The sequence below is a fragment of the Pseudomonas sp. BN606 genome (assembly GCF_029873115.1).
Lineage (GTDB): Bacteria > Pseudomonadota > Gammaproteobacteria > Pseudomonadales > Pseudomonadaceae > Metapseudomonas.
Genome location: NZ_SSOF01000042.1, coordinates 95,717 through 112,614 on the forward strand (window position 1 = coordinate 95,717; position 16,898 = coordinate 112,614).

The 16,898-nt window shown below is 64.8% G+C and carries 20 protein-coding genes; 13 read left to right on the forward strand and 7 right to left on the reverse strand.

Annotated elements, in window-relative coordinates; genetic code table 11:
• Positions 1 to 81 precede the first annotated feature (81 nt).
• From E8E75_RS05890 to E8E75_RS05900, 3 genes are all read left to right on the forward strand, one after another.
• Positions 82 to 333 (forward strand): hypothetical protein, encoded by a 252-nt coding sequence (locus E8E75_RS05890; protein WP_120654686.1) that lies wholly within the window; start codon positions 82 to 84, stop codon positions 331 to 333.
• A 104-nt stretch (positions 334 to 437) separates the two neighbouring features.
• Positions 438 to 1,349: an SDR family oxidoreductase gene (locus tag E8E75_RS05895; RefSeq protein ID WP_120654687.1), complete on the forward strand. Its 912-nt coding sequence runs from the start codon at positions 438 to 440 to the stop codon at positions 1,347 to 1,349.
• Positions 1,350 to 1,584: 235 nt separating this feature from the next.
• A complete protein-coding gene (locus tag E8E75_RS05900; protein WP_120654688.1) occupies positions 1,585 to 2,358 on the forward strand; it encodes a crotonase/enoyl-CoA hydratase family protein in 774 nt (257 codons plus the stop codon).
• Positions 2,359 to 2,429: 71 nt separating this feature from the next.
• Here E8E75_RS05900 and E8E75_RS05905 read toward each other — a convergent pair whose 3' ends face one another.
• From E8E75_RS05905 to E8E75_RS05920, 4 genes are all read right to left on the reverse strand, one after another.
• Complete coding sequence (locus E8E75_RS05905) at positions 2,430 to 2,774, reverse strand: cupin domain-containing protein (protein ID WP_120654689.1); 345 nt, start codon at positions 2,772 to 2,774, stop codon at positions 2,430 to 2,432.
• A gap of 71 nt (positions 2,775 to 2,845) precedes the next feature.
• The gene (locus E8E75_RS05910; RefSeq protein WP_153918553.1) at positions 2,846 to 4,252 is read right to left on the reverse strand and encodes an FAD-binding oxidoreductase; all 1,407 of its coding nucleotides are present in this window, start codon (positions 4,250 to 4,252) and stop codon (positions 2,846 to 2,848) included.
• 177 nt (positions 4,253 to 4,429) lie between these two features.
• A complete protein-coding gene (locus tag E8E75_RS05915) occupies positions 4,430 to 5,161 on the reverse strand; it encodes a nuclear transport factor 2 family protein (protein WP_120655359.1) in 732 nt (243 codons plus the stop codon).
• Positions 5,162 to 5,272: 111 nt separating this feature from the next.
• Entirely contained in the window at positions 5,273 to 6,076 is an 804-nt protein-coding gene (locus tag E8E75_RS05920) for a transglutaminase family protein (RefSeq protein WP_120654691.1), read from the reverse strand.
• Between the two features lie 163 nt (positions 6,077 to 6,239).
• On the opposite strand from E8E75_RS05920, the gene E8E75_RS05925 reads away from it, so the two are divergent.
• From E8E75_RS05925 to E8E75_RS05945, 5 genes are all read left to right on the forward strand, one after another.
• Complete coding sequence (locus tag E8E75_RS05925) at positions 6,240 to 7,259, forward strand: Glu/Leu/Phe/Val dehydrogenase dimerization domain-containing protein (protein ID WP_120654692.1); 1,020 nt, start codon at positions 6,240 to 6,242, stop codon at positions 7,257 to 7,259.
• A gap of 91 nt (positions 7,260 to 7,350) precedes the next feature.
• Positions 7,351 to 8,442, forward strand: a complete 1,092-nt coding sequence (gene pdhA, locus E8E75_RS05930; protein WP_120654693.1) for a pyruvate dehydrogenase (acetyl-transferring) E1 component subunit alpha — start codon at positions 7,351 to 7,353, stop codon at positions 8,440 to 8,442.
• On the forward strand, positions 8,435 to 9,436 hold the full coding sequence (locus E8E75_RS05935) for an alpha-ketoacid dehydrogenase subunit beta (RefSeq protein ID WP_120654694.1): 1,002 nt from the start codon (positions 8,435 to 8,437) through the stop codon (positions 9,434 to 9,436). The genes pdhA and E8E75_RS05935 overlap by 8 nt, the downstream gene beginning before the upstream one ends.
• Positions 9,437 to 9,446: 10 nt before the next feature.
• Positions 9,447 to 10,553, forward strand: coding sequence for a dihydrolipoamide acetyltransferase family protein (locus tag E8E75_RS05940; protein WP_120654695.1), 1,107 nt, complete (start codon positions 9,447 to 9,449; stop codon positions 10,551 to 10,553).
• Positions 10,554 to 10,796: 243 nt separating this feature from the next.
• The gene (locus E8E75_RS05945) at positions 10,797 to 11,474 is read left to right on the forward strand and encodes an AraC family transcriptional regulator (protein WP_153918556.1); all 678 of its coding nucleotides are present in this window, start codon (positions 10,797 to 10,799) and stop codon (positions 11,472 to 11,474) included.
• On the opposite strand, the gene E8E75_RS05950 is transcribed toward E8E75_RS05945, so the two are convergent.
• Together E8E75_RS05950 and E8E75_RS05955 are read right to left on the reverse strand one after the other, a co-directional pair.
• Positions 11,471 to 12,352, reverse strand: a complete 882-nt coding sequence (locus E8E75_RS05950; protein ID WP_153918557.1) for a sterol desaturase family protein — start codon at positions 12,350 to 12,352, stop codon at positions 11,471 to 11,473. The genes E8E75_RS05945 and E8E75_RS05950 overlap by 4 nt on opposite strands.
• Before the next feature lie 129 nt (positions 12,353 to 12,481).
• Positions 12,482 to 12,739: a YebG family protein gene (locus tag E8E75_RS05955; protein ID WP_120654698.1), complete on the reverse strand. Its 258-nt coding sequence runs from the start codon at positions 12,737 to 12,739 to the stop codon at positions 12,482 to 12,484.
• Between the two features lie 296 nt (positions 12,740 to 13,035).
• On the opposite strand from E8E75_RS05955, the gene E8E75_RS05960 reads away from it, so the two are divergent.
• Entirely contained in the window at positions 13,036 to 13,527 is a 492-nt protein-coding gene (locus tag E8E75_RS05960; RefSeq protein WP_120654699.1) for a phosphate-starvation-inducible PsiE family protein, read from the forward strand.
• A 22-nt stretch (positions 13,528 to 13,549) separates the two neighbouring features.
• Here E8E75_RS05960 and E8E75_RS05965 read toward each other — a convergent pair whose 3' ends face one another.
• Positions 13,550 to 13,861, reverse strand: coding sequence for a DUF3509 domain-containing protein (locus E8E75_RS05965; RefSeq protein WP_120654700.1), 312 nt, complete (start codon positions 13,859 to 13,861; stop codon positions 13,550 to 13,552).
• A gap of 248 nt (positions 13,862 to 14,109) precedes the next feature.
• Between E8E75_RS05965 and E8E75_RS05970 the strand changes: the two genes are divergently transcribed.
• From E8E75_RS05970 to E8E75_RS05985, 4 genes are all read left to right on the forward strand, one after another.
• On the forward strand, positions 14,110 to 14,406 hold the full coding sequence (locus E8E75_RS05970) for a DUF3649 domain-containing protein (RefSeq protein ID WP_174235593.1): 297 nt from the start codon (positions 14,110 to 14,112) through the stop codon (positions 14,404 to 14,406).
• On the forward strand, positions 14,403 to 15,926 hold the full coding sequence (locus E8E75_RS05975; protein WP_153918559.1) for a PepSY-associated TM helix domain-containing protein: 1,524 nt from the start codon (positions 14,403 to 14,405) through the stop codon (positions 15,924 to 15,926). Before E8E75_RS05970 ends, E8E75_RS05975 begins: the two co-directional genes overlap by 4 nt.
• Entirely contained in the window at positions 15,926 to 16,249 is a 324-nt protein-coding gene (locus E8E75_RS05980) for a DUF3325 domain-containing protein (protein WP_153918561.1), read from the forward strand. The genes E8E75_RS05975 and E8E75_RS05980 overlap by 1 nt, the downstream gene beginning before the upstream one ends.
• Positions 16,250 to 16,336: 87 nt before the next feature.
• A complete protein-coding gene (locus E8E75_RS05985; protein WP_153918563.1) occupies positions 16,337 to 16,846 on the forward strand; it encodes a DUF3016 domain-containing protein in 510 nt (169 codons plus the stop codon).
• The last annotated feature ends 52 nt before the right edge of the window (positions 16,847 to 16,898 follow it).

Below are 16,898 nucleotides of genomic sequence, written 5' to 3' on the forward strand. Positions count from 1 at the left end.
GTTGCTGGCGGCGTAGCACTAGCATTTCCGGCCTCATCCATTGGCCGGGCACGGGTTGCCCGGCGCCATCGAGGCTCGATCATGCTGTTCCGTTTCCTGGTGTTCCTCTATCCCGTCATTCGTAACCTGGGACCGGCTGCCGCCGCCCTGCTGCTCATCGCCGGCATCAGCCTGATTGGTTACGCGGTACTGCGCCAGCCGGGCTGGTGGAGCTGGCTCGCCGCCGGCGCTTGCCTGCTGGGCGCCGGGCTGCTGGCGCTGCTCTGCCACAGCTATCACTGGTGGTTGTTCAAACTGCGGCCGCACGGTTGCCTGTTCATTCCCATCAAGTAGCGTTGCCCTTATCGGGCACCATTCATGGCGGCTCCGATTCTTGTGGGTCCGGTTGAGCTGCCGGAGACTCGGCGGATACCCAGGCGTGCCGAGGAGCCCAGCCAATGAGCGATGCAATCCGCTTCCAAGACAAAGTCGTAATCGTCACCGGCGCCGGTGGTGGCCTTGGCCGCGCCCACGCGCTGAATTTCGCCCGGCACGGCGCCCGGGTGGTGGTCAACGACCTGGGTGGCAGCACCCACGGTGAGGGTGCCAACGCCTCGGCGGCCGACCGTGTGGTGGCGGAGATTCGCGAAGCCGGCGGCACCGCCGTGGCCAGCCATGACTCGGTGACCGATGGCGAGAAGATCGTCCAGGCCGCCCTCGATCACTTCGGCCGCGTCGATGTGGTGGTGAACAACGCCGGCATCCTGCGCGACAAGACCTTCCACAAGATGGAAGACGCCGACTGGGAGCTGGTCTACAAAGTCCATGTCGAAGGCGCCTACAAGGTCACTCGCGCCGCCTGGCCGCACCTGCGCGAGCAGAACTACGGCCGCGTCATCTTCACCTCGTCCACCTCGGGCATCTATGGCAACTTCGGCCAGTCCAACTACGGCATGGCCAAGCTCGGCCTCTACGGCCTGACCCGCAACCTGGCCATCGAAGGCCGCAAGAACAACATCCTGGTCAACGCCATCGCCCCAACCGGTGGTACCCGCATGACCGAAGGGCTGATTCCACCGCAGGTGTTCGAACAGCTGAAGCCCGAACTGGTCAGCCCGCTGGTGGTATTCCTGGGCAGCGAGCAATGCCAGGAAACTTCCGGCCTGTTCGAAGTCGGCGGTGGCTGGATCGGCAAGGTGCGCTGGGAGCGTAGCCTGGGCTTTGGCTTCGATCCCAAGGCCGGCTTCGACGCCGAGGACGTGGCGGCCAACTGGAAGACCATCTGCGACTTCGAAGGCGCCGCGCACCCGGCGGACAACGTCGAAGCCCTCCGCGAGATGATGGCCAACCTGCAGAAGTACGCCCTCTGATCCCGCCGTTCACCGGGGCAGTTCCGCCAGTGGGCTGAACATTCCTTCGGTGAAGCACTATGTTGAAGGCCGGCCTTGTTGCCGGCCTTTTTCATTATGTGGGAACGAGTTCATTTGCGATGCAGGCCACAGGCCTGCCCTACGGAGTGCCCAAGGGGGCTGCCGCGCAGCATCTTCGCGAATGAATCTCCCACAAGAAAACTGCCCCTCCATCTGCCAAACCCAGGAGCCCCCCATGAACGTCAAAGTCGAGAAGAACGGTCCGGTCACCACGCTCATCATCGACCGCCCCGATGTGCGCAATGCCGTGGACCGTCCTACCGCCGATGCCCTGGCGGCAGCACTGCGTGCGTTCGAGGCGGATGAGGAGGCTCGGGTCGCAGTGCTTACCGGGGCGGGCGGCACCTTCTGCGCCGGGGCTGACCTGGGTGCGGTGGCGGAAGACGGTGCGCGGCGCAATCGCCTGGAAACCGAGGGTGACGGCCCGATGGGACCGAGCCGAATGCAACTGGCGAAGCCGCTCATCGCAGCCGTCGAAGGCCATGCAGTGGCGGGGGGATTGGAGTTGGCCCTGGTAGCGGATATGCGGGTAATGGCCGAGGACGCGGTGTTCGGGGTGTTCTGCCGACGTTTCGGCGTGCCGCTGATCGACGGCGGCACGGTGCGTCTGCCACGCATCGTCGGCCAGGGCAGGGCGCTGGACCTGATCCTTACTGGACGCCCGGTGAAGTCACAGGAAGCCCTGGCAATCGGCCTGGCCAATCGAGTCGTCCCAAAAGGGCAGGCCCGTGCCGCAGCCGAGGAGCTGGCCCATGCGATTGCGGCCTTTCCTCAACGCTGCATGCTGGCTGACCGAGCCAGCGCCTATGCCCAGTGGGAGCTGCCGTTCGAGGCGGCCATCGCCAACGAATTCGCGGGAGGGATGGAGGTTATCCGCAGCGGGGAAACATTGGCCGGCGCGCGCTCCTTCAAGGCGGGGCAGGGGCGGCACGGCAGTTTCAGCGATTGATTTCGATGGAACGCTGTAGGGGCTAATTCATTCGCCAAGCAGGGCGCAGCCCTGCCTGGAGGCCAGCTTGATCAGCGCGAGATGATCACGTACGTCTTGCGCAGGGTTTCCTTCACATCCCAGATGCCCAGGCTGTTGGCCGGCAGCAGCAGGGCGTCGCCTGCCTTGATCTCGATGGGCTCGCCACCGTCCGGGGTGAAGGTGCAGCTGCCGTGGGTGAAATGGCAGAACTCCTGCTCGACGATCTGCCGGCGGAAACGACCGGGGCTGCATTCCCAGACGCCGGTTTCCACGCTGTCGGTGCGCTCCACCGAATGCACGCGGGTGTGCGGCACGGGCTCGTCGATCGGCACCGCGACCGGGCTAGGAGCGGACAGGGGCATCTCGTGGGTGTTCTGCAGCAAGGTGGCTTTCATGTCGTTGGCTCCGCAAATGCCTGGGTGTGCGAGCTCTGCTCGCGAATAGGTGCAGTAATGTTTCGCGCGGCTCAGCGCATCAGGCCTTCCATGAGGTTGGCCAGCTTCAGCGCCATGGCGCGGCGCCAGGGCGCGCTGTGAGGATTGGCCAGCACCCGGTCTTCGTGGACGAAGCTGCGGATGATGGCGTTGTAACCGAGCCAGCGGCAGGGTTCCGGCTCCCAGGTGCTGAGGCGCTCCAATGGGCCGTCGCCCAAGACCCAGGGCTGGCGGGTGAGCAGGGTTTCCTTGCCGAGGATCAGGTCGGCCAGGGTGCGACCGCCCAGGTTGCTGGCGCCGACACCTTCGCCGCCGTAGCCGCCGGACAGCGCGATGCCGTTCCTGCGGTCCACCAGCATGTGCGGACGGAAGCGCCGCGCCATGCCCAGGTTGCCACCCCAGCTATGGGTGATGCCCACGTTGCGCAACTGCGGGAAGAGTTCGCCGAGCAGGTAACGACGCAGGCCGACTTCGTCGTCGGTGAGCTGGAAGTCCTCCCGCAAGCGGCCGCCGAAGCGATAGCCGCCCCGTGCGCCGAAGGCCAGGCGGTTGTCCGCGGTGCGTTGTGCATAAGTGACCTGGCGGCTGCTCTCGCTGAACGCCTGGCCGTGTCCCAGGCCGATCTCCGCCCATTGCGCGTCGCTTAGTGGTTCCGTGGCGATGAGCAGGCTCTGTACCGGCAACTGGTATTTGCCCAGCGGGGGCAGGCTGGCGGCGTAGCCTTCGATGGCAGGCACTACCCAATGCGCCTTGAGCTCGCCCTGCGCGGTGCGCACCAGTCCTGGTTGCCAGTGAGTGGCTGGGCTCTGCTCGAACAGTTGCACACCCATGCGCTCCACCGCCCGGGCCAGTCCGCGCACCAGCCGGGCCGGCTGGATGGTGGCGCAGTGCGGGGTATGGATGCCGCCGTAGGGGTTGGCCACACGGAGCTGGCCATTCAACTCTTCGGGGCTCATCCAGCGGTAGTCGGCTTCGCTGAGGCCTTCGGCATGCAGGTCCGCCAGTTGGTCGCGCAGACGCTTTTCCTGCTCCGGATAGCGGGCGGCGCAGTAAAGGATGCCGCCCTTGCGGAAGTGGCAATCGATGCCTTCGCGTTGCAGCACTTCGGCCACTTCATCGGGAATGCCGTGCAGCAGGTCGAAGGACGCCTTGCGCACGTCAGCAGGCAGCGGTGCCAGGGCGCGGTCCTCGCCCAGCAGGTTGCCCATCAGCCAGCCGCCATTACGGCCACTGGCGCCGAAGCCGGCGAACTGCGCCTCGACGATGGCGATCTTCAGCTCCGGGGCCTGGCGCTTCAGGTAATAGGCCGTCCACAGTCCGGTGTAACCGGCGCCGATGATCGCCACATCCACTTCGAGCGATCCCGCCAGCGCCGGTCGTGGCTTGAGGTCTTCGTCGAGCGTGTCCATCCACAGGCTGATTTGGCGCCAGTTCGGCATAGGCAGGTCCCCGTTGGCAGGTTGTCGTGGCTGGCAAGGCTAGAGGGTGGCAGGGCGCTTGTCGTGTGCGCGGGCACGCTGGGAATGTGCTGGTTGCACATGCCCTGTCGCAGGGGGCGCCGTGCACACCAGAACCCCGGTGCGGGGCTGAACTCTGCTCGGTGCGCGTAGCGCACCCTACGATTTGGGGTGTTGCTTGAGATAGGCCTTGGGTGATTGGCCGGTGTGCTGACGGAAGCAGCGATAGAACGCCGAAAGGGAATTGAAACCGGCGCTGAAGGCCAGTTCGTCGATTCGAACCGGCGGCAGGGCGGTTTTCAGCAGTTCGAGCAAGTGCTGCAGGCGGGCCTGGTTGACGTACTGGTAGAAGCTCTGGCCAAGCATCTGGTTGAGCAGGTAGGAAATCTGGTTACGGGTGTAGCCGGTGGCGTTCGCTACCTGGTGCAGGTCCAGGCTCGGGTCGAGGTAGGGCTGGGAGCGCTGGAAGTACTCCTCGATGTCCCGCGCCAGCATGCCCAGTTGGCGTGCCGAAAGGCCAAGACGGCTGGCCGCCGGGCGCGGCGACTGGGCCTTGCCGGGCTGGGCAGCGGGTTGTACCAGCAGGGCGTATTCGTTGATCCGCCAGATCAGTCCGTCGCGCACGGTGATGGCTTCACTGGCGCGGAACGTGCCACCGCCGGCGACGCTGATGGCGTACTGGATGAATGCGGTGTCCCCATCGATGCGGATGCGGTCGTTGTGCTCGAGGAAGTCTTCCGGGCCGCTGGGCATGGTGGCGATCAGGTAGTCGCGGAGGTCTTCGCGGCGCATGCAGCGGTTCTGGAAGAAGTCGTTGTATTCCACCTCGGGGTGGTAGAGCGCGAGCACGGCCTCGATGTCACGGGCTTTCCAGCTAAGGTGGTAGCGCATCACCACGTCACGGGTGGCGGTGGTCAGGGGATCGGCAGCTTGATCGTGCGAACTCATGAGGCGGTCACGGCGAGGGGAAGCCCAAAGCATGCCCGAGCCAGAGGGTGGCCTTCAATGCAGGGCTTGAACATGCCCCAGCCTGCGCAGGCGCTGAGCAAGTTGCAGGTGCTGGGTCGGGTTGTCGCAGAGCAGCAGGGCGCGCTCAAGGTCGTAGCGCTCGGCCTGCGGGCAATCCAGACGATGGTAGATGTCGGCGCGCGCCAGATGGTCGTGCATGTTCGGCGGGCCAAGCAGTAATACGCGCTCGGCGTCTTTCAGGGCAGCGAGGAACTCGCCGGCCTCGCGGTGTAGCTGGCTGAGGTTGCGTGACAGACGCTGGATCATGTCTCCGGGGCTGGCGGTCTGCAGGTGCACGGCTTTGAGATCGGCCTGCGGGCCTTGAACGCGTATCAGCAGATCCCGGCAGTCACGGGTATAGAGCCGGCGCCCGCTGCACGGGTCGAGCAGGTGATCGGCGCTCGGCACACGCAGCAGGAAGTGGCCCGGGAAGTTGACCCCGACCAGCGGAATGCCCAACCGGGAGGCCAGTTCCAGGGCGATCAGCGCCAAGGACAGCGGCTGGCCACGTCGCGTTGCCAGCACCTGAGGCAGCAGTGCAGCCCGCGGACGAAGGGGCGTTTCGTCGTCTTCGTGAAAGTCCAGTTCGTTCAGACGCCGCAACAGGGGTTGCGCCAACTCCGTCGGCGGCAGTTGTGGCAAGCCGGCAGCGACCAGTTGCAGCAGTGCGCCGAAGTCACGCAGCACTTGTCCGGGCTCCAGTCTCGGATCGTGTTCGGCGGCAATCCACAGCGCCGCCTCCAGCATCGCTGGAGGGTCGCGTTCGAGGCAGGCTAGACAGTGTTGGCGCGGGTCCATGGGTATCTCCGACGGGTTGATTCCTTGTAGTCAACTGGTTGATTTTCGTCCAGTAGTGGCGCGAATAGCGGTTATCTCGATGGCCAGGCTTATGCCCGGATGCGAGGGGGCGGACGGCGAAGCTCGGCCTATACTGGCCGTAACGTCAGGAAGGGAGCCCGCCATGTTCGCCATGATGGAAACCGCCCGGCTGGAGGCGTTGCACCTCGCCAATGATCCCGCCACCGGACTCAAGGCCATCATCGCCATCCATAACACTCGCCTCGGCCCAGCCTTGGGCGGTTGTCGCTATCTCGCCTACCCGGATGATGAAAGTGCCATTCGCGATGCGATCCGCCTCGCCCAGGGCATGAGCTACAAGGCCGCCCTGGCCGGCCTTGACCAGGGCGGCGGCAAGGCTGTGATCATCCGGCCTTCCCATGTGAATGACCGCGCCGCGTTGTTCGAAGCCTTCGGGCGCATGATCGAGTCCTTGAGTGGCCGCTACATCACTGCCGTGGACAGCGGTACCTCCAGCGCCGACATGGACTGCATCGCCCAGCAGACCGGGCACGTCACCAGCACCACCGCTGCCGGCGACCCCTCGCCGCACACCGCGCTTGGCGTGTTTGCCGGGATTCGCGCCACGGCCCATGCGCGCCTTGGCAGCGATGACCTGGAAGGCCTGCGCGTCGCCGTGCAGGGGCTCGGCCATGTCGGTTACGCCCTCGCCGAACAGCTCCATGCGGTGGGTGCTGAACTGCTGGTCAGCGACCTGGACGCCGGCCGCGTGCAACTGGCGATGGAACAGCTTGGCGCCCATCCGGTGGCCAGCGATGCGTTCCTGACCACGCCTTGCGACATTCTTGCGCCCTGCGGTCTGGGCGGCGTGCTCAACGCCCAGACCGTGGGGCAGTTGCGTTGCGCGGCGGTTGCCGGAGCGGCCAACAACCAGCTCGCCAGCCCCGATATCGCCGACGAGATGGAAGCGCGCGGCATCCTCTACGCGCCGGACTACGTGATCAACTCCGGCGGGCTCATCTACGTCGCGCTCAAGCACAAGGGCGAAAGTCTGCCGGCGATCACCGCGCACCTGTCGCGGATCAGCCAGCGCCTTACCGAGATATACGCGCACGCCCAGGCCGACAAGCGATCCCCCGCGCGGGTCGCCGACGCCCTGGCCGAACGCCTGCTATTTGGCTGAGCGACCGCCAACCAGCGGTCCGGCCCGCACGCTCCCGGCGCCACAAGCCCCGGGCCTCGACAGGCACCCACAAGGTGTAAGGAGAGATGCCATGTCCAATCGAATCGAATTGCCCTATACGCGCTTCCTCGACCCTGAGGGACACCTGGTCGGCGAGCTGCCGGTCTGGGCCGACGACTTCAACCTGCTCACCGACCTTTACCGCCGCATGGTGCTGACCCGCCTGTTCGACCAGAAGGCGGTGGCCCTGCAACGCACCGGCCGCATCGGTACCTACGCGCCGACACTCGGCCAGGAAGCCATTGGCGTTGCCATCGGCAGCCTGATGCAGAGTGAGGACGTGCTGGTGCCTTACTACCGTGACACCGCCGTGCAACTGATGCGTGGCGTGCGCATGGAGGAAATCCTTCTCTACTGGGGTGGCGACGAACGTGGCAGTGATTTCCAGGACCCGCGCTCGAAAGAGGACTTCCCCATCTGCGTGCCCATCGCCACCCAGTCCCTGCATGCCTGCGGCGTGGCGACGGCAATCAAGATCCGCGGCCAGCATCGCGCCGTGGTAACCACCTGTGGCGATGGCGCCACCAGCAAGGGCGATTTCCTCGAAGCCCTTAATGTGGCCGGTGCCTGGCAGCTGCCGGTGGTCTTCGTGGTGAACAACAACCAGTGGGCGATTTCCGTGCCCCGGCGTATCCAGAGCGGCGCGCCCACCCTGGCGCAAAAGGCCATCGGTGCCGGCTTCCATGGCGAACAGGTGGATGGCAACGACGTGCTTGCCGTCTACGACCGCATGCAATGGGCGCTGGATCGTGCGCGACACGGCAAGGGGCCGGTGCTGCTGGAGTGCATCAGCTACCGTCTCGGTGACCACACCACCGCCGACGACGCCACCCGCTACCGCAGTGCCGAGGAGGTCAAGGCGGCCTGGCAGGACGAGCCCATCAAGCGCATGCAGGCCTTCCTCGCCAGTCACAAGGTCTGGGACGAAGGGCGCGAACAGGCGCTGATCGCCGACTGCCAGCGCCAGGTGCAGGTCGCTGTGGATAACTTCGAAGGCGCCGGCGTCCAGCCAGTCGAGTCGGTGCTCGACCACGTCTATGCGCGCTGGCCGGCCGCCCTTGGCGAGCAGCGCGAAATGCTCCTTGAACGGGTCGCCCGCAGGGAGGAACAGGATCATGAGTAACCTCAACGCCACCATCGAAAAACGTGCCCTGCTGGAAGCCGTGAACATGGCCCTGCACCGTGCCATGCAGGAAGACGAGAACGTCGTGATCCTGGGGGAAGACGTGGGCGTCAACGGCGGCGTGTTCCGCGCCACCCTCGGCCTGCGCGACCGCTTCGGATTCAAGCGGGTAATCGACACGCCGCTGGCCGAAGCCATGATCGGCGGACTGGCTGTGGGCATGGCCGCCCAGGGCCTGAAGCCGGTGATGGAGATCCAGTTTCTCGGCTTTATCTACGCCGCCATGGAGCATCTGGTATCCCACGCCAGTCGCCTCCGCTGCCGCACCCGTGGCCGGCTTACCTGCCCGCTGGTGCTGCGTAGCCCCATGGGCGCCGGCATCCGTGCGCCGGAACATCACAGCGAAAGCACAGAGGCCTTGTTCGCGCATATCCCCGGCCTGCGAGTCGTGATCCCGTCGTCACCGGCACGGGCCTACGGACTCCTGTTGGCGGCCATCGACGATCCGGACCCGGTGATCTTCCTCGAACCTACCCGGCTCTACCGGATGAACCCGCAACCCATCATCGACGACGGCAAGCGCCTGCCGCTGGATAGCTGCTTCACCCTGCGCGAAGGTTCGGACATCACCCTTGTCAGCTGGGGCGCCAGCGTCCATGAAACGCTGCAGGCCGCCGCCAGGCTGGAAGGGCAGGGCGTGTCTGCCGAGGTCATAGATGTCGCCAGCATCAAGCCGCTGGATCTCGACACCCTGGAAGCCTCGGTGCGCAAGACCGGCCGTTGCGTGATCGTCCACGAAGCACCGCGCAGTTGCGGTGTGGGCGCAGAGATCGCCGCCAGTCTTTACGAGCGCGTGCTGCTCGACCTGCAGGCGCCGATCCAGCGAGTCACCGCACCGGACATTCCGCCACCGTTGTATCGCCTGGAACAGCTCTATATCCCCAGCCCGGAAGACATTCTCGCGGCCTGCGACCTGGTGCTGAACTACGCCTGAGGAGTGCACGATGAAATACTTCAAACTGCCCGACCTGGGCGAAGGTCTGCAGGAAGCGGAAATCGTCCAGTGGCACGTGAAGGCGGGGGACAGCGTCAAGGCTGACCAGTTGCTCGTCTCGGTGGAAACCGCCAAGGCCCTGGTGGACATCCCGGCGCCCCACGATGGCGTGGTAGCGAAGACGTTCGGCAAGGAGGGCGACATCCTCCATGTCGGCGAACCCTTGCTCGGTTATGAGGGGGAAGATGCCGACGCCGGAACCGTGGTCGGTCGCCTGGAAGGTGGCGGCAATGCTCAGGCCGACAGCTTCTTCGTCGGCGCCGCGCCCTCCACCCGTGAACACCTGGCGCCTCGCGCCACTCCCGCTGTTCGCCAGCTTGCCCGGCAAATGGGCGTGGAGCTTGCGGCCCTGGCCGGCAGTGGCCCGGATGGCCTGGTGACCCGCGCCGATGTGGAGCAGGCCGCGCAAAGCGCCCGCGACAGCTTCGGCGGTGAGCGGCTGCGAGGTGTGCGCCGCAGCATGGCGATCAACATGGCGCGTTCCCACGCCGAAGTGGTGCCGGTGACCATCTTCGGTGACGCCGACCTGCACCGTTGGCCGGAAGCCCGTGACCCGCTGATCCGCCTGGGCAAGGCCATTGCCGCGGCCTGTGAGGTTGAGCCGATCCTCAACAGCTGGTTCGACGGCCGCGCCCTTTCCATCCGCCAGCACGACAAGCTCGACCTCGGTATCGCAGTCGATACCCCCGACGGGCTCTTCGTACCGGTGTTGCGCAATGTGGGCGGGCGCAGCGCGGAAGACCTGAAAGAGGGCATGTCGCGCCTGCGGGCGGACGTGAAGGCACGCTCCATCCCGCCGCAGGAAATGATGGGCGCCACCATTACCCTGTCCAACTTCGGCACCCTGTTTGGCCGCTACGCCAATCCCGTGGTGGTTCCGCCCCAGGTGGCGATCATCGGTGCGGGCGGCATCCGCGACGAGGTAGTGGCCTGGCAGGGCAAGGTGGATATCCACCCGGTGCTGCCGCTGTCGCTGACTTTCGACCACCGGGCCGTCACCGGTGGCGAGGCGGCGAGGTTTCTGAAGGCGCTGGTGCACGCGCTGGAGCAGCCGTAGGGCAGGGCTGTGCCTTGCTCAGCAATTGACATCGCCCCCACAGGAAAAGCACGTCGCTAAGCTCCGGCGCGAACTGTCCCCTCTCCCTTTGGGAGAGGGTTGGGGTGAGGGCTGTGTCAGGCGCCGCTTAGTGCCATTCCATTTCGCGAATGAGTTCGCCCCCAAAGATACCTCGACACTCATCTTGCCGATCCGGCGACCGGCAGCTATTGCTGTCTGCCTTGAGCCGGCAGGAGGCCCCTGATGATCGAGTTACCCTGGCAGGGCGCGCTATGGATGGCCCGCGACTTTTGCCTGCTCGAGGGCGTTGCTGGTAGTGCGCGCCCCCACGCCCACTACGCCCACCAGGCGCTATTGGCCAAGGCCTTGCCGTTTCGCCTGACCCTGGAGGGTGAGCTATTTTGCGGGCGCTTCCTGCTGGTGGAATCGATGCGTTCCCATGCCATCGAGGATCCCAGCCAGGAGGTGGTCGCCGTGTATGCCGAACCCCTGGCCTTCAGTCCGGAGACGTTACGCCAGTTGCTCGCGGATGCCCCGACGAACCTTGAAGCGCTGGCCGACCTGCTGCAGGCTGCGCCCCGGCAACAGTTGGACCCGCGAATCGCCAATGCGCTGGCAACGGTGGATACCTTGCTGGAGGAGAAGGTCAGTGCGGTGGTCCTGGCGCAAAGGGCCTGCCTGTCACTTAGCCAGTTGGAAAGACTGTTCAGCGACCAGGTGGGGCTCTCGGTGCGGCGTCTCGTACTCTGGCGCCGCCTGCGTCTGGCGCTGCGTTTGGCCCTCGAAGGCGCGACGCTGACCCGCGCTGCCATGGACGCCGGTTTCGCCGACGCCGCGCACTTCTCTCGCACCATGCGTGCCACCTTCGGAATCCGCGCCGACCGCAACGTGGCGCGGCTGTCGTTGCGGCTGATCGACTAGACCTGGCGCAGCCCTTCCGGTGCCTCGGGGCTGGTTCCATGCGGTTGAGGGCGGAAGGGTTCGATCAACTGGGCCAGGTAGTTGCGCGGATAGTCCGGACGGCTGCCGATGCCAAGATCATGCACGCCCAAGGGGTAGTCGCTGTGGAAAGCGGTGCCAAGCAGGCGGTCCCAGAAGCTGAAGAACAGCGCGAAGTTCACGTCTCCGGCGCGGCCGTACTTCATGTGGTGGAAGCGGTGTACCGGCGCCCAGGCGAACAGATGGCGTAGTGGGCCGATGCGCATGTCGACGTTGCTGTGCTGCAGCAGGAGCTGCAGGGCGATGGCGAAGGCCAGCAGCGCGGCGATGCCCTGCGGCATGCCTAGTAAGAGTAGCGGTGCGGTACCTGCCAGTGCCTCGACGGCCTGGTGCAGCGGATGCTTCATCAGGCCATTGAAGCCATACAGCCGCTGGACGCTGTGGTGCACGGCATGCAGGCGCCAGAGCGGCTCGAGCCGGTGGCTGAGGTAATGCATCAGGGTAACGCCGAGGTCGGCGACCAGGACGGCCAGCAGCAACTGGAAAATCAGTGGCCAGTGATTGGGCCAGGTATCGAGTCCCTGCAGCCAGGTAGCGGCCAGCGGGATGACCGACACGCCGAGCAGGCTCTGGCTTTCGTTGAACAGCGCGTGCAGGCCGTCCCGTAAGCGGTCGCCCCGTGGTCGGTTCCACTGTGGCTCATAGGGCAGCCCGGCTTCGGCGAGGAAGGACAGGGCAATGGCCGGCACCAGCAGGGCCGCGAGCCAGTAGGTCGGATGATGGGCAGTGGTCCAGAGCCCAAGGGCGAGGAAGCCGAAAAGGAACAGCGGGGCGTAGAGCCAGGCAAAGAGTGAGCGCATGGGAGGTCTCCTTGAAAGGGACCTCCAGCGTGAGGGGAAGGGCCTCCGCCGGATTGAAGAAACCGCGCAAGATGGGATTGGGCGACACCCATTGCAGGGGCAATGGGCGGGGCCGTTGGAGAGGGCGGATTACTCGCCAGCCAGCTCCAGTTCGCCCAGGGCGTCGGGCTGGTTCTTGAAGGCGCGGGCGAAGGTGTCGCGATGCTTGGCCATGAAGATGCCGATGTCTTCCACCTGCTGCTCGCTCAGTGACGGAACCGCCTTGTGCAGGACTTCGGCCAGGGATTCGGCCAGTTCGAGCATCTTGTCGTAACGGTCGGCTTCGGCCTTATCCATGAACAGGCGCTCCGGATCGCGGCTGCTGCGGTACACCACTTCGACGGCCATTCATCACCCCTCACCTTCATTGGTTGGAAAAATACTGGATGTGCGTACAGTATTCGGAATGATGGCAAATGGAAATACCCCGTAGGAAATTTCCATTTGCCGGCCTCTCTCAACGGTCGCTGCGAATCGGCCCGAATTCCGCTGGAACCCAAGCATAGTCCGTGCCTCGTCCCTGCGGAGGGCTGGCTGCGACAACCTGCCTCGTGGCGTGGGGGCCAGGGCGGCCCCCATCCTGCATAACCCCACTGTCATTTTTCGCCGGCACCATCGGGGCCGTTGTCGCAAGGAGCTGTATCGTGAAAATCAACTGGGCTGAACAACTGCGTGCAAATGTGCATGGCCTGGCCGAGTCGCTGGGAAATCTCCTTGTGGAGAGTTTCCACTACCTGGCGCTGTTCGCCATCGGCGGTATCACCGCCTGGGCCGCTGTCGTGGCCTTCCTGGGCATGGTGGAGAAGGGGCACATCACGGTCGATGACATCTTGCTGCTGTTCATCTACCTCGAACTGGGCGCCATGGTCGGCATCTACTTCAAGACCAACCACATGCCGGTGCGTTTCCTGATCTATGTGGCAATCACCGCTCTGACGCGCCTGCTGATCTCCGACGTTTCGCACCATCATCGTCCCGACCTGGGTGCGGTATTCGTCTCCGGCGCGATCCTGTTGCTGGCTCTTGCAATCCTGGTGGTGCGCTTCGCTTCTTCGCGCTTTCCCTCCGAGCAGTCCGACGCCCCGCCGCGTCGGCGACACCTGCGTCGTCAGGTCGAGGCGGAAGAGGAAGCCTGACCTCGTGCACGGATAGCGTGCATCAGATGCGCGCTATCTGTGCGGCATTGACCAGCCCCGCGCGGACCGGCGCCACATGACCTCCTGTCATGCTGGTGAGCAGTTCGCCCACCTTGTGCCCGCTCTCGATGGCTATCCCCAGGCGAATGCTTTCGATCACGCGATTGAGGCGTACCACGTCATTACGCTGTGCCGCACTGATCAAACGCCGCGCCACCACGCCGCGTTCATTGGTGAGGGTCAGCATGATGCTGCCGTCCGGGCTCACGAGGCTGAGGTTGACCCGGTATTCGGCCTGGAATGCGTCGGTGAGGATCTGGAAGGGGTTGTACATGGCCTGTCACCTGGTTGATGGAGCGATGTGTCGATGGACGCCAGGAGAACTGCAAAGTTCGAACCGCAATGACCGACGGACCGACCAGCTGTCGCGTATAGCCTGATCCGGGTCGCTCCTTGATGGATGATAGTGTTTCTCTGTTGCAAATATGATGCGTATGTAAATAATTCGCAGTATATTTCTGAAGATGCCTCTTGCCCTGCTGGAACAATCCCGCCGGGAGCGTCCTTGATCAAGGAACTAACGTGAGCAAAGCCAAGACCTCCACGCGCTGGGACGTGACCGCAAGGATGCTGGCGGCGATTCTCGGTGGCTACGCGGCGGCCTATGCGGCCACGGCGTTCCTGTCCGTTTATCTACCGCTGGTGCGCAGCGACCGGGTGGTGTTCGCCAGTCTGTCCTGCTTCGCCGTCTACACCTTCGCCATCATCTACGCCTTTGCCGCGCGTTCGGCCGTGCGCGCCTGGTTCATGCTGGTCGGAGCGACCGTCCTGATGGCGCTGGCCGCCTACCTGCCCAGCGATTTCGGAGTACGTCCATGAGCCTGCGCCAATCCATGGCGGGACTGCACACCTGGGGCGGACTGCTACCGTCTTGGCTGCTGTTCGTCATCTTCTTCGCCGGCAGCATCGCTTGCTTCGACAAGGAACTGGAGCGCTGGATGCGCCCGGCCCTGCATGAGCCATCCAGCCACAGCATGACCGTGGACCAGGTGCGTGAAGCGATGCTCGCCAAGGCGCCGGATGCCCATGCCATCTGGATTCGCCCGCCGAGCGAGCGCGAGCCCTTCTACTGGGCCGGTTACGAGCCGGCCGACGAAAGCGAGTTCGTGCGTTTCGCCCTCGACCCGGCCACCGGCGAGGCGATGCCGGAAACCGTCGGTGGGCTGTTCTTCTTCACGCTGCACTACGACCTCAACGCCGGCATGATCGGTATGTACATCGTGGCCATCGCCGCCATGTTCATGCTGGTGGCATTGATCAGCGGCATCATCATCCACCGGCGCATCTTCAAGGATTTCTTCACGTTGCGTCCGGACGCCAACGGCCAACGGGCCTGGCTGGACGCGCACAACCTGTTCGGCGTGGTGGGGCTGCCGTTCCACCTGCTCATTGCCTACACGGGCCTGGCCATCTTCGTGACCTTCTACATGCCCGCCGGCATCCAGCTGGCGTACAAGGGCAATGCCGAAGAGTTCTTCAACGACACCATGGGCGCGTACCACCGCGAGGATGTGAAGCGCCCGGCGCTTGCGCCCAAGTCCCTCGATGCGTTGCTGGCCGATGCGCATCGTCGCTGGGGTGGCACCGAGACCGGCTGGATCAGCGTGCATCATCCGGGAGACGAAGCTGCAGTAGTGGATATCCGCCGCTACGATCGTTCCGGCATTGTCGACTTCCAGTGGACCCTGTCCTACGACGCGGCAAGCGGTGAGCTGCTCCACGAACAGAAGCCCTACAGCCCCGGCTACCAGAGCTATGCCTGGCTGACCAACCTGCACATGGCGCAGTTCGGTGGGCAGATTGTCCGTGCCCTCTATCTGCTGCTCGGCCTGATGGGCTGCGCGATGCTGGTGGCTGGCCTGCAGGTCTGGCTGCGCAAGCGCGAGGCGCGTGGCGGCTACGGCATCGGTCTGGTGCGGGCGCTGAATGGCGCAGTGGTCGGCGGCCTGCCGATCGCCAGCCTGGGCTTGCTCTATGGCAATCGCCTTTTGCCGGCCGGTCTGGCCGAGCGCGCCAGTGTGGAAACCTGGGTCTTCGTCGGTGTCTGGCTGCTGGTGGCAGTCTGGGCCGTACTGCGCCGCGATAGCGGCAAGGTCGCCCGCGACGCGCTGGTCGCCGTGGCAGCGCTGGCCCTCGGCTTGCCGCTGCTTAACGCGCTTGTCACTCCTCAGGGCAGCCTGTTGGCGACTCTGGCGCGCGGTGATTGGGACATGGCGGGCATCGACCTGGTGCTGATTGCGGCTGGTACCCTTTGCGGCTTCCTGGCCTGGCGCCGTTCGCAACCGCAGACGGCGAAGGCCCCGCGCGTCCGCCGCCGCCTGGTAGAGGAAAGCGCCTGATGCTGCTCCTGAGTTTCGCCTTCTGCTACCTGGCCATGACCGGATTGGCCCTGGCCATGTCCCGACAACACAAGCTGCTCTTCAGTGTCGCCCTGAGTGAATTCCGTACCCGACTGCTGCGGGTCGGCGCGGCGCTCGCCATGCTGGTTGGCCTGTCCCTGGCCATCGTCGAACTGGGTGGCGAAATCGGCATCGTGATCTGGCTCTGCCAACTGATGCTGTCCGGCCTGTTGCTGGTTGCGCTGCTGGCCTGGCAGGCCCGCTGGGTCCTGCCGCTAGTGGCCCTGCTGCCGTTGGGCGCTGGCCTGCTGCGCCTGTTCTGAACCGTCCGACTGGAGCCGCATCCCGTTCGCAATTGCGGACGTAAACTGGTCCTTGCGGTGCCTCGCTTCGCCGTCAGGAGGTGTTCCATGCGACCCACGCTGCCCCCCGTCGTGCTGGCCCTGGTGATCCTTTCCCCGACCGTGCTCGCCTCCACCACCGAGGTCAGCTTCAGCCAGCCCGACAAGTACAGTGATGCGCGCCTGAACCGGGATTACGGTCGGGGTGCGGATGACTTCGTGCTGAAGGATCTCAAGGCGCATATCGAGAAGCTCGGCAAGCGCTACCTGCAATCTGGCCAGACCCTCAAGATGGATATCCGCGATATCGACCTCGCCGGCCAGTTCGAGCCCTGGCGGGTCAATTTCCAGGACGTGCGCTTCATGCGCGAAGTGACCTGGCCCAGGATCAAGCTGCACTACAGACTGGAACAGGACGGCAAGACCCTGGTTAGTCGCGATGTCACGGTGATCGACCAGTCCTACCTGCAACACGGCAACTACTACTTCAGCAACGACCGCCTGCGCTACGAGAAGACCATGCTGGATGACTGGTTCCGCTGGAACATCGCGCCTAAGGACAAGACAGTGTCGTACTGAACGGCCATTGGGGCGGACCTGTGGCCCGCTTGGCAAATGAATTCGCCCCTAC

Excerpts from the sequence above, each read along its gene's own strand:
- E8E75_RS05890 (WP_120654686.1), top strand. The coding sequence starts at position 82 with ATGCTGTTCCGTTTCCTGGTGTTCCTCTATCCCGTCATTCGTAACCTG.
- E8E75_RS05935 (WP_120654694.1), top strand. The coding sequence starts at position 8,435 with ATGAGTAACCTCAACGCCACCATCGAAAAACGTGCCCTGCTGGAAGCC.
- E8E75_RS05895 (WP_120654687.1), top strand. The coding sequence starts at position 438 with ATGAGCGATGCAATCCGCTTCCAAGACAAAGTCGTAATCGTCACCGGC.
- E8E75_RS05910 (WP_153918553.1), bottom strand. The coding sequence starts at position 4,252 with ATGCCGAACTGGCGCCAAATCAGCCTGTGGATGGACACGCTCGACGAA.
- E8E75_RS05955 (WP_120654698.1), bottom strand. The coding sequence starts at position 12,739 with ATGGCCGTCGAAGTGGTGTACCGCAGCAGCCGCGATCCGGAGCGCCTG.
- E8E75_RS05905 (WP_120654689.1), bottom strand. The coding sequence starts at position 2,774 with ATGAAAGCCACCTTGCTGCAGAACACCCACGAGATGCCCCTGTCCGCT.
- E8E75_RS05915 (WP_120655359.1), bottom strand. The coding sequence starts at position 5,161 with ATGCGCTACCACCTTAGCTGGAAAGCCCGTGACATCGAGGCCGTGCTC.
- E8E75_RS05985 (WP_153918563.1), top strand. The coding sequence starts at position 16,337 with ATGCGACCCACGCTGCCCCCCGTCGTGCTGGCCCTGGTGATCCTTTCC.
- E8E75_RS05900 (WP_120654688.1), top strand. The coding sequence starts at position 1,585 with ATGAACGTCAAAGTCGAGAAGAACGGTCCGGTCACCACGCTCATCATC.
- E8E75_RS05950 (WP_153918557.1), bottom strand. The coding sequence starts at position 12,352 with ATGCGCTCACTCTTTGCCTGGCTCTACGCCCCGCTGTTCCTTTTCGGC.
- E8E75_RS05965 (WP_120654700.1), bottom strand. The coding sequence starts at position 13,861 with ATGTACAACCCCTTCCAGATCCTCACCGACGCATTCCAGGCCGAATAC.
- E8E75_RS05980 (WP_153918561.1), top strand. The coding sequence starts at position 15,926 with ATGCTGCTCCTGAGTTTCGCCTTCTGCTACCTGGCCATGACCGGATTG.
- pdhA (WP_120654693.1), top strand. The coding sequence starts at position 7,351 with ATGTCCAATCGAATCGAATTGCCCTATACGCGCTTCCTCGACCCTGAG.
- E8E75_RS05945 (WP_153918556.1), top strand. The coding sequence starts at position 10,797 with ATGATCGAGTTACCCTGGCAGGGCGCGCTATGGATGGCCCGCGACTTT.
- E8E75_RS05925 (WP_120654692.1), top strand. The coding sequence starts at position 6,240 with ATGTTCGCCATGATGGAAACCGCCCGGCTGGAGGCGTTGCACCTCGCC.
- E8E75_RS05975 (WP_153918559.1), top strand. The coding sequence starts at position 14,403 with ATGAGCCTGCGCCAATCCATGGCGGGACTGCACACCTGGGGCGGACTG.
- E8E75_RS05940 (WP_120654695.1), top strand. The coding sequence starts at position 9,447 with ATGAAATACTTCAAACTGCCCGACCTGGGCGAAGGTCTGCAGGAAGCG.
- E8E75_RS05920 (WP_120654691.1), bottom strand. The coding sequence starts at position 6,076 with ATGGACCCGCGCCAACACTGTCTAGCCTGCCTCGAACGCGACCCTCCA.